The organism is Enterococcus plantarum, from assembly GCF_001730295.1.
In the GTDB taxonomy this organism is placed as follows: domain Bacteria; phylum Bacillota; class Bacilli; order Lactobacillales; family Enterococcaceae; genus Enterococcus_L; species Enterococcus_L plantarum.
Map to the genome: position 1 here is coordinate 1 of NZ_MIKA01000005.1, position 16,878 is coordinate 16,878.

Annotated in this window: 15 protein-coding genes and 1 pseudogene; 5 read left to right on the top strand and 11 right to left on the bottom strand. The window is 36.2% G+C overall.

Annotation, left to right across the window (positions count from 1 at the left end; translation table 11 throughout):
• Positions 1-650 (top strand): DUF5776 domain-containing protein (locus tag BCR22_RS15350; RefSeq protein WP_240485845.1); only part of this gene is annotated, 650 nt, incomplete at its 5' end.
• 112 nt (positions 651-762) lie between these two features.
• Positions 763-2,394: an ABC-F family ATP-binding cassette domain-containing protein gene (locus BCR22_RS02905; protein WP_069653490.1), complete on the top strand. Its 1,632-nt coding sequence runs from the start codon at positions 763-765 to the stop codon at positions 2,392-2,394.
• 69 nt (positions 2,395-2,463) lie between these two features.
• On the opposite strand, the gene BCR22_RS02910 is transcribed toward BCR22_RS02905, so the two are convergent.
• From BCR22_RS02910 to BCR22_RS02925, 4 genes are all read right to left on the bottom strand, one after another.
• Positions 2,464-3,105: a DUF421 domain-containing protein gene (locus BCR22_RS02910; protein ID WP_069653491.1), complete on the bottom strand. Its 642-nt coding sequence runs from the start codon at positions 3,103-3,105 to the stop codon at positions 2,464-2,466.
• A 23-nt stretch (positions 3,106-3,128) separates the two neighbouring features.
• Positions 3,129-3,572 (bottom strand): DUF3290 domain-containing protein, encoded by a 444-nt coding sequence (locus BCR22_RS02915; protein WP_069653492.1) that lies wholly within the window; start codon positions 3,570-3,572, stop codon positions 3,129-3,131.
• A gap of 134 nt (positions 3,573-3,706) precedes the next feature.
• Positions 3,707-4,573: a DegV family protein gene (locus tag BCR22_RS02920; RefSeq protein WP_069653493.1), complete on the bottom strand. Its 867-nt coding sequence runs from the start codon at positions 4,571-4,573 to the stop codon at positions 3,707-3,709.
• Between the two features lie 154 nt (positions 4,574-4,727).
• Complete coding sequence (locus BCR22_RS02925) at positions 4,728-6,020, bottom strand: adenylosuccinate synthase (RefSeq protein ID WP_069653494.1); 1,293 nt, start codon at positions 6,018-6,020, stop codon at positions 4,728-4,730.
• A 246-nt stretch (positions 6,021-6,266) separates the two neighbouring features.
• On the opposite strand from BCR22_RS02925, the gene BCR22_RS02930 reads away from it, so the two are divergent.
• Positions 6,267-6,815 (top strand): GNAT family N-acetyltransferase, encoded by a 549-nt coding sequence (locus BCR22_RS02930; protein WP_069653495.1) that lies wholly within the window; start codon positions 6,267-6,269, stop codon positions 6,813-6,815.
• Positions 6,816-6,983: 168 nt separating this feature from the next.
• Positions 6,984-8,279: pseudogene (locus BCR22_RS02940) on the top strand (ISL3 family transposase).
• Positions 8,280-8,402: 123 nt separating this feature from the next.
• Here the strand turns inward: BCR22_RS02940 and dnaB are convergent.
• The 6 genes from dnaB to rpsF all read right to left on the bottom strand — a co-directional run bounded on the left by dnaB (position 8,403) and on the right by rpsF (position 13,855).
• Positions 8,403-9,773, bottom strand: a complete 1,371-nt coding sequence (dnaB, locus tag BCR22_RS02945; RefSeq protein ID WP_069653498.1) for a replicative DNA helicase — start codon at positions 9,771-9,773, stop codon at positions 8,403-8,405.
• Between the two features lie 140 nt (positions 9,774-9,913).
• The gene (gene rplI / locus BCR22_RS02950; protein WP_069653499.1) at positions 9,914-10,366 is read right to left on the bottom strand and encodes a 50S ribosomal protein L9; all 453 of its coding nucleotides are present in this window, start codon (positions 10,364-10,366) and stop codon (positions 9,914-9,916) included.
• 114 nt (positions 10,367-10,480) lie between these two features.
• Positions 10,481-12,463 carry a DHH family phosphoesterase gene (locus BCR22_RS02955; RefSeq protein ID WP_069653500.1) on the bottom strand — a complete coding sequence of 661 codons (1,983 nt, stop codon included), beginning with the start codon at positions 12,461-12,463 and terminating at the stop codon, positions 10,481-10,483.
• A 223-nt stretch (positions 12,464-12,686) separates the two neighbouring features.
• Positions 12,687-12,926, bottom strand: coding sequence for a 30S ribosomal protein S18 (gene rpsR / locus BCR22_RS02960; protein ID WP_010762117.1), 240 nt, complete (start codon positions 12,924-12,926; stop codon positions 12,687-12,689).
• Positions 12,927-12,951: 25 nt separating this feature from the next.
• Positions 12,952-13,503, bottom strand: coding sequence for a single-stranded DNA-binding protein (gene ssb / locus BCR22_RS02965; protein WP_025870561.1), 552 nt, complete (start codon positions 13,501-13,503; stop codon positions 12,952-12,954).
• Positions 13,504-13,552: 49 nt separating this feature from the next.
• Complete coding sequence (gene rpsF / locus BCR22_RS02970) at positions 13,553-13,855, bottom strand: 30S ribosomal protein S6 (protein WP_010766612.1); 303 nt, start codon at positions 13,853-13,855, stop codon at positions 13,553-13,555.
• 305 nt (positions 13,856-14,160) lie between these two features.
• On the opposite strand from rpsF, the gene BCR22_RS02975 reads away from it, so the two are divergent.
• Positions 14,161-15,687 (top strand): AMP-binding protein, encoded by a 1,527-nt coding sequence (locus tag BCR22_RS02975; protein WP_069653501.1) that lies wholly within the window; start codon positions 14,161-14,163, stop codon positions 15,685-15,687.
• A 54-nt stretch (positions 15,688-15,741) separates the two neighbouring features.
• Here BCR22_RS02975 and menC read toward each other — a convergent pair whose 3' ends face one another.
• Entirely contained in the window at positions 15,742-16,851 is a 1,110-nt protein-coding gene (gene menC / locus BCR22_RS02980) for an o-succinylbenzoate synthase (RefSeq protein ID WP_069653502.1), read from the bottom strand.
• Between the last annotated feature and the right edge of the window lie 27 nt (positions 16,852-16,878).

The following is a 16,878-nucleotide window of genomic DNA, read 5'->3' on the forward strand; positions in this document are numbered from 1 at the left end:
CTACGAACCCAAGCTTTATTAAGATGAGCGTTGATGACGCTTATTACACTTCGGCTGAATTTTCTACTAAGAAAGAACCGATCACCAAAGGAGTCATCGTTAAAGTTCTAGGGATTGAATTTTCTAATTGGGGCATACCTCGTTTGAAATGTGACAAAGGCTTCCTTACTGCAAATAAATCTTATGTGCAACAACAGGACATGAGCAACTATTTCACTACGAACCCAAGCTTTATTAAGATGAGCGTTGATGACGCTTATTACACTTCGGCTGAATTTTCTACTAAGAAAGAACCGATCACCAAAGGAGTCATCGTTAAAGTTCTAGGGATTGAATTTTCTAATTGGGGCATACCTCGTTTGAAATGTGACAAAGGCTATCTTACTGCAAATAAATCTTATGTGCAACAACAGGACATGAGCAACTATTTCACTACTAACCCCGGTTTGGTTAAAATGATTCAAGATGATTTTTATTACACCTCTGCTGAGTTTTCTACAAAAAAAGGACCTATCTCTAAAGGTGCAATCGTAGACGTTTTGGCTATCGAATTCTCTAGTTGGGGAGTTCCTCGCTTGAAATGTGAAACAGGATATTTATCCGCTAATAAAATTTATGTCGAAAAATTTGAAGAAAAAAACGAATTCTAATTTTATTTTTGTTCTACTCTTTATGAATATCAATAGATTTCCTTGAAAAAGTAAGGTTTCCCCGCTATAATGCAGAGAGGTTTAACTATTCTATATGAAGTGAGGAAAACAATTGATTACTGTAAATGATGTAAGTTTGCTATTTTCAGACCGCAAACTTTTTGATGATGTAAATATTAAATTCACGCCTGGTAACTGTTATGGCTTGATTGGTGCTAATGGTGCCGGTAAATCAACGTTTCTAAAGATTTTGTCTGGCGATATCCAACCAACAACTGGAAATGTTGCTTTAGGCCCTGATGAACGTTTGGCTATTTTGAAACAAAATCACTTTGACTTTGAAGAAAATACTGTTTTAGAAACGGTTATCATGGGTCACAAACGATTGTATGAAGTAATGAAAGAAAAAGACGCTGTCTACATGAAAGAAGATTTCACGGATGAAGATGGAATCAAAGCGGCTGAGCTTGAAGGGGAATTTGCAGAGTTAAACGGTTGGGAAGCTGAACCAGAAGCAGCAGTTTTACTCCAAGGATTAAACATTCCTGAAAGTTTACATGACCAAAAAATGAGTGAACTAACAGCTGGCCAAAAAGTTAAAGTGTTGCTTGCGCAATCCCTATTCGGTAAACCCGATGTTTTACTACTAGATGAGCCGACCAATGGATTAGACACTCGCTCAATCAATTGGTTAGAAGAATTCTTGATCAACTTTGAAAATACAGTTATCGTCGTTTCCCATGACCGTCACTTTTTAAATAAAGTATGTACGCACATGGCTGATCTTGATTTCGGAAAAATCAAACTATATGTTGGGAACTATGATTTTTGGTTGGAATCAAGCCAATTAGCGGCAAAATTACAATCCAATGCCAATGCGAAAAAAGAAGAGCAAATCAAAGAATTACAAGACTTTATCGCTCGTTTCAGTGCGAACGCATCGAAATCCAAACAAGCGACTTCTCGTAAAAAAATGTTGGACAAAATTACTTTGGATGATATCCAACCTTCTTCACGTCGTTATCCATTTGTTGGCTTTACACCAGATAGAGAAATCGGAAATGATCTACTACACGTAGAAAATGTTTCTGTAACAATTGATGGTAAGAAGATTCTGGACAATATCTCATTCTCTTTAAATAACGTTGATAAGGTAGCCTTCATTGCAGATAATGATATCGTTACAACCACTTTATTCAAAGTGATTATGGGTGAAATTACTCCTGATACTGGTAGCGTTCGTTGGGGGGTTACAACCACTCAAGCTTACTTACCGAAAGATAACAGCAAAGATTTCGACACTGATTTGACGATTTTAGATTGGTTACGCCAATTTGCAAGTAAAGAAGAAGATGACAATACGTTCTTACGTGGATTCTTAGGAAGAATGTTATTCTCTGGTGAAGACGTCCTGAAATCAGTAAACGTCCTTTCTGGGGGCGAAAAAGTGCGTGTGATGCTCTCTAAATTAATGTTGTCTAAATCAAACGTACTTGTTTTAGATGATCCTACAAATCACTTGGATTTAGAATCGATCACGGCTTTGAATGATGGCTTGATGGCCTTCACTGGTGCTATTTTATTTGCATCACATGACCACCAATTTATTCAAACATTAGCGAATCGTATTATCGCTGTTTCTGACAAAGGTGTAGTTGACCGTGCAGATACAACGTATGATGAATTCTTAGAAAATAAAGACGTTCAAAAACAATTGGATGAATTGTTTTCTGGTGAGTATTAGAAAAGAATTTTCTCCATAATTTAATAGGATGAGGCGAAAGGCATTCTTGGCCTTCGTCTCATCCTATTTTTATTCATTCTGTTCATACCCATATAATTTTAGTTTACCAGAGAGGTACTCCCCTAAATAAATTTCATTGATTCCTTTGTACTGTTCCTTTTGCACTTGTTCAGCCAACCATTCGATATCTCTATTAATCAATTCCAACACATCATAGTTTGCTTGTCCATCTACAATGATTGGATACCGAATACTTTCATCCCCAAATTCTATCATTGTTAATTGGCCATTTTGTTCCAAGACGGCTCTTTTGACATTTTCAACTTCGTAGATAGCATTCGCTCTTAACTTAAACATTAATTCATTTGCTGAAATCCCACACCTGAGACACTCATTCACATCAACTTTTCCATCTTTGATCAAAGTGATTGGCCTACCATCTACAATATACTTTACATATCGATTATGTTCTTTTGCAAACTTAACTGTCAATACAAGCAACGTCCAAATAATCAATACTAAAACGAACTGTAGTACACTTATTGAGTCGTTATAAATTACCCCGCCTATAATTCCACCTAGGACATAATTTTGAACCTGATCCATTGCTGAAGAAGGGGCTAGGTTGCCTTTTCCCATTAAATTGATCTGAATGATTAAACAAATAATTCCCAAGCCAAGTTTGATGATAATTGGACTATAGAGTTGCATGATATCTTCCTTTCTACTTTAACTTATTTCGTAATTATAATATCTGAATTCATCAAGTGCGCTTCTTCTAAGACATAAGAATTTTGATCCGTACTTAATATCGTCTTGTAATATTTATCTTCGATTTTTACAAGTGTTCCATCCACTAACTGAGTTGAGCTTACAAGAATCTCTTTTTTGTCTACACCTTTTTCTTTTGATATCTGCTTCACAAAATTGACCATTTGAGACGATTGTGAATTTTTACTTTGATTTTGTGTATAGTCAGAATACTGAACACCTAGTAAAAACAATAGTAGCAAAAAAGTGATTATACTCAAATCTCGATATTTCGTTTGAATACGATGACGCATATACAAACTAAACGCAATAATCATTACAATCAATGCACCAAAAATAAAAAAATACTTGATATAATCATTGAGATTTGATTGTGATTCTAAGTAGTCTATACTATAAAAATTCAATAAAAATACCTCCAATAGAAATTTAGTCTTTAAAATAGATAGTAATAAAATATGCTTTATTAATTCAAAATAAAAGCATACTTACTTACAAAACAAAACACCCCGTCACAAAGAATGTACTAGGTGTTTTGTTTTTATCTCTTTTTACCTCTTGAAAAAACTGCAATACAACCATTCCCAGTATGACTAGTGATGGTTGGACCTAATGGATGCAAACGAATCTCTTTAACCTGAATTTTTTCCTCGATCAAAGCTTTGACCCTCTCTGCACTTTCTAAATCACCAGCATACGCAATAAAAACTGTTTGTTTTAATGGCTCCGTCATTCCTTGAACCGTTTCATCTGCCAGTTTCTTCAAAGCTTTGCTACGTCCTCGGACTTTTCCGATATTTTGCAGCTTCCCTTGATCATCTACCACAATGATCGGCTTAACGTTCATTAGACCGCCGATCGCAGCTGCTGCTTTGGAAATCCTGCCGCCACGTTCTAAATGCTTTAAATCGTCCACTGTGACCCAAGAATGAACAGTCATTGTATTGTCAGATAACCATAGTAGAATTTCGTCTATAGAATGACCATTTGCTTTTAACTCGATTACTTCACTGACTAACAAGCCTTCTCCAAGACTAGCAGCTTTTGTATCAACAACATAAATTACAGCATCCGGATGTTCTTCTTTCAAAATGTCAACAGCTTGCATTGCACTTTGGTATGAGCCACTTAATCCAGAAGAAAAAGCTAAATACACTATCGGAATCTGCTTTTCTACAAACGGTCTAAAAAATTCAATATAGCGTCCCACATTCACCTGAGAAGTTGTCGGCATACCACCTATTTTTATTTCTTGTAAAAACCAGTCATAGTCAAATGTTTTCCCCAAATCATCCACTAATTCTTTCCCATTTATCTGAATCGTCATACTGATAAAATCAACATCATTTGCTTCTAAATATGTATATGGTAAATCACAGCATGAATCTGTCATCAATTTGAATGTCATTTTTAAATCCTCCCTAATTCCTTTTCTATTTTACCACATAATTAATGGATACTCATGTGTTATTAAGTTCGTAAGTAATCAAAAAAGGCTTCTATTTGGAGGAAAATGAAAAGAGAGAGACAATTCTTCCTTTGTCCCTCTCTCGTTTCAAGATTTAAATTTGTGCCCAAACACTTTCCAAAACATTCGTTTGGTTACGGTCTGGTCCTACTGAAAATGTTGAAATACGCACGCCAACTAATTCAGAAATACGGTGAACATAGTTTCTCGCATTTGCAGGAAGATCTGCTAATGTTTTACATCCCGTAATATCTTCTGACCAACCAGGTAACTCTTCGTAGACAGGTTTACAACGGCTCAACTCTTTCAAGCTAGCTGGATAATGATAGATCAACTCGCCATCTAATTCATAAGCTGTACAGATCTTTACTGTGTCTAAGCCACTTAATACATCAATCGAGTTCAATGAAAGATTTGTAATTCCTGACACACGTTTAGAGTGACGCATCACAACCGTATCAAACCAACCCACACGACGCGGACGACCTGTTGTTGTTCCATATTCTTTCCCAACTTTACGAATTGTTTCTCCTGTTTCGTCAAACAATTCCGTAGGGAATGGGCCATCACCAACTCGTGATGTATAAGCTTTACAAACACCCACAACTTTATTAATCTTAGAAGGTCCAACACCGCTACCAATTGTAACGCCTCCAGCAACTGGGTTTGATGATGTTACAAATGGATATGTTCCTTGATCGATATCTAGCATAACACCTTGAGCGCCTTCAAATAATACGCGTTTACCTGCATCTAATGCATCATTCAAAATAACAGAAGTATCCGTTACGTATTGTTTGATTTGTTGACCATATTCATAATATTCTTCAAAAATATCTTCAAACGCAATTGGTTCGCTGTCGAACATTTTAACAAATTGACGATTTTTTTCTTCTAGATTTATTTTTAAACGTTCTTCGAAAATTTCTTTATCTAATAAATCAGCTATACGAATCCCTACACGAGCGGCTTTATCCATATATGCTGGGCCAATTCCTTTAATCGTTGTACCAATTTTATTTTCACCTTTGGCATCCTCTTGTAATTGATCCAATTGGATGTGATAAGGTAAAATCACGTGAGCACGGTCAGAAATACGTAAATTATCTGTCGTGACATTATTATCTTTTAAATAAGCCAGTTCTTTTACAAGAGATTTCGGGTTGACTACAACACCATTTCCGATCACACTGATCTTGTCTTTGTAAAAGATACCTGAAGGAATCAAGTGTAGTTTATAAGTGATACCATCAAACTTAATGGTATGACCTGCATTATCTCCGCCTTGATAACGTGCGATGACCTCAGCATTTTCACTTAAAAAATCCGTGATCTTTCCTTTTCCTTCATCGCCCCACTGCGTTCCGACTACTACAACTGATGACATTCGAACACCTCGTTCTAAATTATTTTGTCCTGAATCATTGTACCAATAAAACAGAACGCTTTCAAGAAAAAATCGAATATTGTTTTTTTGAAAAGAAAAAATCCAACCAAAACACGAACATTATTCCATTAATTATTTTACATCAGATAAAAAAACGAATTTTTTTCATTACCTTGTAAAGAAGTTTTATTTTGTTATAATCGTTAACAATACATTATAAACTTATATAGGAGGTATATTCGGGATATGAAATATTATTTTTGTTTAGAGATTGACGAATCTTTGTCTTTAGTCCAACCAACATTAACAATGGCGCACGATCTCTTTGAGCTAGTTGATTCAGATCGGGATCATTTAAGAAAATTTCTTGATTTTATTGATTCTTCCACAACTTATGAGTCTCAAGAGCGTTATATCAAAATGAAATTAGAAGGGGACATCAATGGAACCGACCGCTTATTTATCATCGCATTTAATCAAAAACTAATTGGTTGTATCGACCTACATCTCATTGATGCAGCTAATAAAAAAGCCGAACTCGGTTACTGGCTTCACTCAGCTCAAACCAATAAAGGTATTATGACTAAAATAGTGAAACACGTATGTAGCATCGCATTTGAAGATATGGGGTTAAATAAATTAAGCATTCGTGCGGATGTCGAAAACAAAGCGAGTAATCTTGTTGCCATCAAAAATGGCTTCTCTTTTGTTGGAACAGACAAATCAGAAGTGCTTATGTATGGCGAATTTAGAGACCTTAATAACTATTCTCTTTTAAAAGCCGATTTCAGCTAAAACAAGAGCCCAAGTAAGTCCTTTATGAAAACGGCTCTATAATTTATAGGACTGATGAATCAGAATTGATTCTTCAGTCCCATTTTCATTTTAGATATTAAAAAACATATCGTTCTCTAGTATGATTAAATCACCACAAAATAAACAACTGAGAGGACGATATGCTATATGAATGATTCTATCAAAAAAATGCTACGACTGACAGATAAAGATTTAATGATTAATGAGGTCTCTTACGAGACTTTTCAGAATACAAAGACATTGATCGTCGATGCTGTTCTCTCACCTGTTCCATATGCCTGTAGAAATTGTGGTTCTTCAGTGATAGCTGGGAATGGGAAATCGATTGTGGTTAAAAATGGCAAGAAAGAAACCATTATACGTTTTGAACAATAAAATCATATGCCAATGATTATGCGTCTAAAAAAGCAGCGCTATACCTGTAAAAACTGCCAAACCCATTGGACCGCTCAAAGTTATTTTGTCCGTCCAAGACATTCAATTGCGAATCATGTCAGATATAAAATTACTTCTTTACTGACTGAAAAAGTATCTTTATCTTTTATTGCGAAAAGTTGTCAGGTATCGTTGACAACCGTTATTCGCACATTGAAAGAGTTGAAAAGCTATTTACCAAAGTCTTCCAAAAGGATTCTACCCAAAGTATTGATGGTTGATGAATTTCGTTCTCACGCTTCCACTGAAGATAAAATGAGCTTTATTTGCGCAGATGGCGAATCAGGAAAGTTAATTGACATTTTACCTACACGAAAATTGCCTCGATTAACAAACTATTTCCGAGACTGTACCAACCCTGAAAAAGTAGAATTCTTAGTTACAGATATGAACGCCGCCTACTTCCAGCTCACCAAGAGTGTTCTACCAAATGCGAAATTAGTGATTGATCGGTTTCATATTGTCAAACATATGAATCAAGCATTCAACGATTTGCGTATCCATGAAATGAAAGAACTACGTAATGCAGGTCAAAACAGCGAGGCTGAAAAACTGAAAAAGAACTGGCGCTTTCTGTTAAAAAATCGTGCAAACATTAATCATTATGAATACAAAACATGGCTAAGTTTTCGAGCGCCTAAATATCCGTTTCTTACCGAAGCGATGATGATCGATCGATTGCTTGGTTTTTCCACGCCCCTGAAGGTGGCGTATCCCTTTTTTCACGAGTTGGTTGAAGCCTTTCGAGACAAAGAGTCCGAATTGTTTTTCTCCTTATTGAAAGAACTTCCAGAAACATTAGATGACAGCTTCCGTAAGAAACTTCAAAACCTTCTGACCTATGAAGAAGGCATTACCAATGCGATGATCTACCCTTACTCTAACGGGAAAATAGAAGCGAAGAATACCCATATAAAGACAATGAAACGAGTATCATACGGATTTAAATCATTTGAGAACATGAGAATCAGAATCTTTTTGATCAATCAATTAATCAAAGTGAAATAACAAAAAATCTGAGCCAGAATGAGATTCATTCTGACCCAGATTTGATTTTGCACAACTCATCAGTCCCTATTGACAAAGAGCCATGAAAACTTACTTGGGCTCTCCCATTATTTCTAGCTAAAGTTAAAACTCTTCTCTTGGTGATAACGAGGCGAACTTGTTAAACTCTTTGATAAATAACAGCTCTACGGTTCCTCGGGCACCACTACGGTTTTTTTCAATAATAACTTCGATTACATTATCAATTTCAGGTTCTTCACGATCACCGTCTTCTCCATCTTCTCCACGATCATAATAATCATCACGGTATAGGAAAGCAACGATATCTGCGTCTTGCTCAATAGATCCTGACTCACGGATATCACTTAGTACGGGACGTTTATCCTGACGTTGTTCTACACCACGAGATAACTGAGATAATGCAATCACTGGAACTTTTAATTCCTTTGCTAACTTCTTCAGTTGACGGGAAATTTCAGATACTTCTTGCTGGCGACTTTCACGACCAGTTCCTTCAATCAGTTGTAGGTAATCGATCAAAATCAATCCTAAATTGCCACGTTCTTGCGCTAATTTTCGACATTTCGCTCGAATTTCTGTGATTTTAATACCTGGCGTATCATCGATATAGATTTGTGCTCTAGATAAACTACCCATCGCAATAATTAGATTTTGCCACTCTTCTTCTGATAACTGACCAGTACGTAAGTGTCCAGCTTCAATCGAACCCTCCGCACAAAGCATACGGTTAACTAATGATTCTGCCCCCATTTCCAAACTGAAAATAGCAACTGAGCGGTCTGTTTTGGTCCCAATATTTTGGGCAATATTTAGGGCAAAGGCTGTTTTACCTACGGCTGGACGAGCTGCTAAAATAATCAATTCTTCCGCTTGTAGTCCCGCAGTCATTTTATCTAAGGCAGGATATCCGGTAGGTAAACCGGTAATTTCTTCGTCATTTTGATACAGTTGGTCTATATTAGCAATCGAGGTGTTCAATACATCAGCAATCGATAAAAATCCGCTTCGATTTCTTTTTTCCGAAACTTCTAGAATGCTACGTTCTGCATCATCTAATATAGTTTCAACATCTTCACCTTGTTCAAATCCTTTTGTAACAATCTCTGTAGCAGTTTGAATCAAGTTGCGCAGCAATGATTTTTGTTCAACAATTTTTGCATAGTACACAATATTAGCAGCCGTTGGTACAGCTAATGCTAAATCAGATAGATAGCTTAATCCGCCAACGTCTTCCAATAAGTTTTCTTGTTCCAAACGATCTTTGATCGTGATCACATCAATCGCTTCATTTCGATCATTCAAAGTAAGCATAGTCTGAAAAATCAATTGATGATTACGGCGATAAAAATCTTTTGGTTCTATGTATTCTAAAGCATCGATAATAACCTCAGCATCCAAAAAAACCGACCCTAAAACGGCCTGCTCTGCTTCCATACTTTGGGGCGGTACTCGATCTTGCCATACTTCATTCATTTTTTTCTCTCCTATAGCTAAAATTACGCTTTTCAGTCTTTCTATTTTAACAAGAAATAGCCGAAATGTACAATGACAATATCGTTTCAGCTCGTCTTAATGAAAAGCAAAAAACAGAGGCACTCCTCTGTTTTCACTCATTATTCTTCTACAACATGAACTTTGATTGTTGCCGTTACTTCATGATGCAATTTAACTGGTACTTTTGTAAAGCCTAGTGACCGAATCGGTTGTGATAGTTCTAGCTTACGTTTGTCTAATTTGACCTTATATTGCTTGTTTAAGGCCTCTGCGATTTGTTTTGAAGGAATTGATCCAAAGAGACGTCCATCCTCACCAGCCTTCGCTTTGAGCTCTACAACAGTTTCTTCCTTTTCTAGAAATTCTTGCATTTTTTTTGCTTCTGCCAAAATTTCAGCTTCATGTTTATCTTGGGCTTTCTTTTGTCCAGCTAAAGCACTGATACTGCCTTTATTCGCTTCTTGAGCATAACCATTTTTGATCAGAAAGTTTTGTGCGTATCCAGTAGGTACTTCTTTTACTTCCCCTTTTTTTCCTTTACCTTTGACGTCTTGTAAAAAAATGACTTTCACTTTATTATTCCTCCTCGTATAGTAATGAATAACCCAGCTCAACTCTTGGTTTTGTTGCACTTCTGGTCTGTTTCACAATAAAGCACATCGACTGCAACAAAACAGCTAAAGGAACTAGCCTAGTGAATCTGAATCATACATCACATCTATATTTTGATGAATCACTTTTAGCAACTGCTCTTTTACCTCAGCTACTGTTACATTAGATAATTGTACCGCAGCGTTGGTAAAATGACCACCTCCGCCCAAATTTTCCATAACTAGTTGGACGTTTATCGACCCGTTACTTCGTGCACTAATACCGATTTGCTTATCGATCCTCTTGGTTATAACAAACGCGGCATTGATTCCAACCATCGATAATAAGGTATCCGCCGTTTTAGCTGCTGTTACACTATCATACTCTTTCTCTTCACTACCCGTCACGATAACCGTATCTGGCGTAACATATTCGCTTTGGGCAATCAAACTGTTCATTTCTAAATAACTCGTTAAATCTGAACTTAATAAATATTGTACTAAAGATGAATCCGCTCCACAAGTTCTCAAATAACTAGCCACATCAAATGTGCGTGCTGTAGTTCGAACACTAAAACTTTTAGTATCGACAACGATTCCTGCGAGTAATAACGTGGCTTCGAATCTATCTAGCTGTTTGTTTACATTACTTTGATACTCAATCAATTCCGTCACTAGCTCTGAGGCGGATGAAGCGGATGACTCGATATAAGAAAGTAGTGGTTTCGCTGGGAATTCATCTCCACGGCGATGATGATCAACAATCACGACTTTATCAAATTGTTCGTATAATTCTTGTGAAATCGAAAGTGATGGTTTGTGGTAATCTACCATAATCAATAAACTGCTCTCCGTTTTTTTCTTCATTGCCTCTTTGGGCGTGATAATCTGTTTGGCTAATTCTGGATACTTCTCCAGCTCTGTCATCACCCGCTCAACATCTGGAATACTTTCATTTTTCTCTAACACAACCCAAGCTTCTTTATTGTGAAATTTAGCTAATCTTGCCATACCAAATGCCGAACCAATCGCATCCATATCAGGAAAGCGATGCCCCATAATATACACATCAGAGGACTCAGAAAAGATACCTTGAATTGCAGTACTCATCGCACGAGAACGAACACGCGTTCTCTTCACGACAGAGGCTGTTCTTCCTCCATAAAAAACTGGTTTCGCATTATCTTTAGCTTCTTTTACAACTACCTGATCACCGCCTCTAACTAATGCGGTATCCAAGTTCGTCTGTGCTGTATTACCAGTCTGGCTTAACGTTTCTCCACCATAAGATATTCCCATACTCAGTGTAATAGAGATCTCTCTTGTGCTAGATTCTTTTCTGATTTTATCCAAAATTTGAAATTTAGAATCCATCATTTTTTTGATATCCTCTAATTGAGCAATAAAAAAATAACGCTCTGCATTCAATCTTTTATAAAAAACTTGATATTCATCCATCCAATCAGAAACCATCGTAGTAATAAAACTATTCAAATAAGATATTTCCTTCTCATCCATGCTATCTGTAATATCATCATAATTATCAACCGAAACAATCCCGATAGCCGTTTGCATTTCTAATTTTTCATGGTATAAATTACTTTCTTCCGTAATATCTTTGAACGTAATTGTATTTTGCGTTATATCAACATTGAAGCGATAAACGTGATCTCCAACTTTAAATATGTCTTTATCCTTCTCCGCTAGTTTTACATATGTTTCTATTAATTCTGGACTAATAAGTGTTTGACCATCCTTATTAAAAATATTTTCCGCGAAAGGATTTAACCACTTAGCTTCCTTTGTATCAGGATCATAATTTATGATCCCAACAGACACTTCGTTAAAAGCATAATCTAATGACTTTTCTGCAATCGTACTCGCTTGTCTAATTTTCTCTGTATTAGATATCTCAATTTTTTTGATTAAATATACTATTCGATTTATCAATATGAGATTAAGAATCAACAATCCAGCTATAAATATATATTTATTAGATATCAAGAAAAATAGCATTACTTCTAATAAGAAGAGAACGAATACTGAACCAAAAATCCGTTTCATTCCATTTTTTTTCATGATAAAGACTCCCCCATTGTTCTGCAGATAAGCTTATTTTAGCATAAAAAAAGGATTTCTGCGAATCACAAAATGTTTCACGTGAAACATCCAAAAAGAAAACTATGTATTATTATCGCAATTAAGCTTGACTCTTTTTCTAATTATCCATAACGAATATATTATTTTATATAATAAAAAGAGATCAAAGAACTAGTTCTTTGATCTCTAAGTAAATTCTATATTATTGCTCTTCACCAACAAATGGTAATAAGCCCATGATACGTGCGCGTTTGATTGCAATTGTTAATTTGCGTTGGTTCTTAGCGCCAGTACCTGTTACACGACGTGGTAAAATCTTTCCACGTTCAGAAATGAATTTTTTTAGTAATTCGATATCTTTATAGTCAATATATTCAATATGGTTAGCAGCGATATAATCGACTTTACGACGTTTACGTCCGCCTCTTCTTTGTTGTGCCATTCTTATTCCCTCCTATCAAATTCGTTTAGAATGGTAAATCATCATCTGAAATGTCAATAGTCGAACCTGAACCACTAAATGGATCAGAATCTCTATCGAAATCAGGCATACCGTTATTGCTAGACTGAGAGGATGATTGATTAAAATTGTTTTGTCCTGAAAAATTATTATTCTGTGGTTGTTGGAAACTTCCGCCACCAGCATTATAAGTTGGTGTTGAATCTGACCCATCTGTTGTCTGTCTTTGTTCTGATGCAGAACGAGACTCTAACAACTGGAAATTCTCACAAACAACTTCAGTCACGTATACACGCTGACCTTGTTGATTTTCGTAATTTCTAGTTTGAATACGACCAGTCACGCCTAATAATGTACCTTTACGCGCATAGTTTGCCATTGTTTCAGCAGGTTTACGCCAAATCACACAGTTAATAAAATCTGCTTCACGATTTCCATTTGCATTCGTAAAGTTACGGTTTACCGCTAAAGTAAATGTCGCAACTGCTGAACCACTAGATGTATATCGTAAATCGGGATCTTTTGTTAGTCTTCCAACTAATACAACGTTGTTAATCATTTAAACATCTCCTTTCGTCAATCCAAATGTTTCACGTGAAACAATTTGGTTATACTTCTTCCTTGATAATCATGTGACGGATAATATCGTCATTGATTTTAGCAAGACGATCAAATTCATTGATTGCTCCTGCAGTTGATGGAGAAGATACTTTAACGATATGATAGATGCCTTCACGGAATCCGTTCATTTCATATGCTAAGCGGCGCTTTTCCCAATCTTTTGATTCGATAACTTCTGCTCCGTTATCTTTCAAGATTGTGTCGAAACGTTCTACTAAAGCAGTTTTTGCTTCTTCATCAATGTTCGGACGAATAATATACATAACTTCATAATTCGTAACTTGACTCATTGATTTTCACCTCCCTATGGACTTTAGGCTCTTAGATTGCTAAGAGCAAGGAGAGTTATCTAAAATATATAGACTACTCACAAGGTTTCATTATACAGCTAAAAGCTGATAAAATCAAGTGTTCTTCGCAATTTTTTGATCATCTTTTTTTCAATTCTATCACTCTCGTCTTACTTTACTATACGCATAAATAATTGTATTTCATTTTTATTGTTTCTAATTCAGGTTATTTCTTTTTCGTGTTATACTATCTTTGTTCGAAATTGCACAAATACTTTGACGTAGTTTGAAAGGATGCTGTTACATTGAATCAATTGTTAGAATATCAACCGCTCAACTTGTACACGAATTATCATAAGGCTGCTCTTAATACCCCAGAAACTGCCATTATTAATGATGAACCTTTACCAGCTTTTCCTGAGCTCGGAACGAATTACACTTATCAATTAAGTCATGAGGCAATTTTACATCGTGCCTTTCAATTAGCTAGTTTAGGGGTAAAAGCGGAAGACAAAATCATTATTTTTAAAAGTTCAAAATTCGATACGTATTTGTTAGCAGTTGCTGCCTCTTATTTGGGCGCTGTTCCCGCAATGATATCTTATCATTTTCCAGCAGAAACGATTGAGGTTTTTGTTGATCGTTTAGAAAATCCATTTATCTTATTTGATGATGAAACCGCAGATAAAATAGCTAAGGTAAAAAATAGTGCCCCAGAAAAACAAATTTCAGTATCGAAACTTTTGGAGGCTCCAGCTAAAGAAGTTCCACAAGTGAAATTACCAGAAGATATGATTGCTTATATGACACATACCTCTGGTACGACTGGTATTCCTAAATTGATTTGTCACTCTGCTAATTCCATGGGATGGCGCACAAAATGGCAAAAAACGATTTTCACAAAAATTGCTGATAAAAAACTTGTTGGATTCCATATTTCACCTGTTCACTCTCGTTTTAACATTGGGATTTCGTCATTAATGGCGATGGGATTTCCGATGATGCCGTTATCGATTTCAAATAGTGATTCTGTTGCTAAAATGCTTATAAAATACAAGCCGATTGCGCTTGAAACCCATCCAAATAATTTTGTTCAATGGACATCTCTAGCGAAAAGACAACCAGAGTCTTTCACAAGTGTACGCTATTACCATTCTACATTTGATGCAATCAATAATGCGACAATGGGCAGTTTCTTAAAAGCTTCAGAGAAAAATGATCCAATCTTTCTTCAAGTATATGGGCAAAGTGAATGTGGTCCAATGATCCTAAAAGCTCATACTTTAGCGTCTCTAAAAACATCAGATGCTCGTGATATGGGCGTTGGTTTGAACGAGTTGACTGAAGCGCGGATCGCAGACAAAGCTGGTAAGGTTTTACCAGCTATGACAGATGGACATATCCAATTTTTATCTAAAGGACGTGCCCTCACCTATTACAAAGAAGATAACCGTTTCCAAGCAACTGTTTTTGGTCCTTGGTGGGATAGTGGCGATTATGGTTTTATGGATGAAAACGGACATTTATTCTTGAAAGATCGGCAAGTTGATTTGATTGAAAAAATCGACAGTAATTTGGCAATTGAGGATCATCTGCTTGATGCTCTTGACTTCCTCCAAGAAGTGATCATCGTTAGAGCGAAAGATGATTCTCCTCAACCCATTCTTGCGGTTGAGCCAAAACACGGGATGGATTGGGATGCTTGGTGGGAACAAGTCGCTGATTTACCTCACTTAAACAAACCAATTATTATGGATTGGGACGACATTCCTCGTACTGCTACGATGAAAGTACAACGATTACAGATTGAGAAAGCTCTAAAAGAAAAATAACATGTTTTTATAAAAAGAATCACGGACTAACGAAAAATTAGCCTGTGATTCTTTTCATTTAGCATAAATCGTGTCATAAATACCGTATTTTAATAACGCTTCTAAGGATAAAGAGACACCAATCCCCAAACCAGCTGGCACGCTGATTACACCATTTTGCATTTCAATAGGCTTAGTCAAAATCTCCTCATAATAATAACGATCAGAAGCTGAAATATCTCCAGGGAACGTGAACCCTTTTTGGGAGGCAAACTGTAAATTTAATGCTCTTCCCACACCAGATTCAAACATGCCACCTAGCCAAACAAGTAGCTCCTTTTCTTTACAAAAATCAACTATCTTCATGGCTTCTGTAATACCGCCTACTCTAGGGATTTTTAAATTAATAGCCCGACAGCTTCCCAAAGCAAATGCCAGCTCACAATCTTTGAGTGTTCGAATATTCTCATCCAAACAGATATCTGTTTCTAGTTCTTTTTGCAGTTGTGCATGATCCAGAAAGTCATTCGCAGCAAAGGGCTGTTCGATCATCGCTAGATTATAAGCATCTAATTGCTTTAAATGAGGAATATCTTGAATGGTATAAGCTGAATTTGCATCCACCATAATTGAAATATCAGGAAATTTTTGCCGAATCATTTCAAGTGGTTTCAAATCATATCCCGGACGAATTTTTAATTTGATTCTTTGATAGCCAAGTGAAATATAATGCGTAATTTGATTTGATAATTTGGTTAAGTCAGTCTGAATCCCTACACTGACTCCAACTGGAATATGGTCTCTAGTATCATTAAAGTACTCTTTTAGGCTTTTACCGTTCCGTTTAGCATATAAGTCCCAGATTGCTGTCTCGAGGCTAGATTTAGCCATTTGATTCCCTTTTACTACATCAAAGAGAACTGAGACTTCTTTAGGATGTTGAATATCTGTATTTTTCAATAAAGGAATCAAATGGTTTTCAATTATTATTCGAGCTGTGTCAATAGTTTCTTCTATGTAATCTGGCTGTTCAAACGGAACTAGTTCTCCTATACCCTGAGTTCCTAGCTCATCTGTCACCAACAAAATATCAAAAGCTTTCTCTGTTAAACGACCGTAGCTTGTTTCAAAAGGAATTCGTAAAGGCAATCGAACACGATATCGATCAATGCGGTGAATTTTCAATTTGGTTTCCTCCTTCTTAAAAGCAGA

Bases quoted from the DNA above. Each gene is read 5' to 3' on its own strand.
- BCR22_RS02910 (WP_069653491.1), bottom strand. From the start codon at position 3,105: ATGCAACTCTATAGTCCAATTATCATCAAACTTGGCTTGGGAATTATT.
- BCR22_RS02920 (WP_069653493.1), bottom strand. From the start codon at position 4,573: ATGACATTCAAATTGATGACAGATTCATGCTGTGATTTACCATATACA.
- BCR22_RS02925 (WP_069653494.1), bottom strand. From the start codon at position 6,020: ATGTCATCAGTTGTAGTAGTCGGAACGCAGTGGGGCGATGAAGGAAAA.
- BCR22_RS02930 (WP_069653495.1), top strand. From the start codon at position 6,267: ATGAAATATTATTTTTGTTTAGAGATTGACGAATCTTTGTCTTTAGTC.
- dnaB (WP_069653498.1), bottom strand. From the start codon at position 9,773: ATGAATGAAGTATGGCAAGATCGAGTACCGCCCCAAAGTATGGAAGCA.
- BCR22_RS02955 (WP_069653500.1), bottom strand. From the start codon at position 12,463: ATGAAAAAAAATGGAATGAAACGGATTTTTGGTTCAGTATTCGTTCTC.
- rpsR (WP_010762117.1), bottom strand. From the start codon at position 12,926: ATGGCACAACAAAGAAGAGGCGGACGTAAACGTCGTAAAGTCGATTAT.
- ssb (WP_025870561.1), bottom strand. From the start codon at position 13,503: ATGATTAACAACGTTGTATTAGTTGGAAGACTAACAAAAGATCCCGAT.
- rpsF (WP_010766612.1), bottom strand. From the start codon at position 13,855: ATGAGTCAAGTTACGAATTATGAAGTTATGTATATTATTCGTCCGAAC.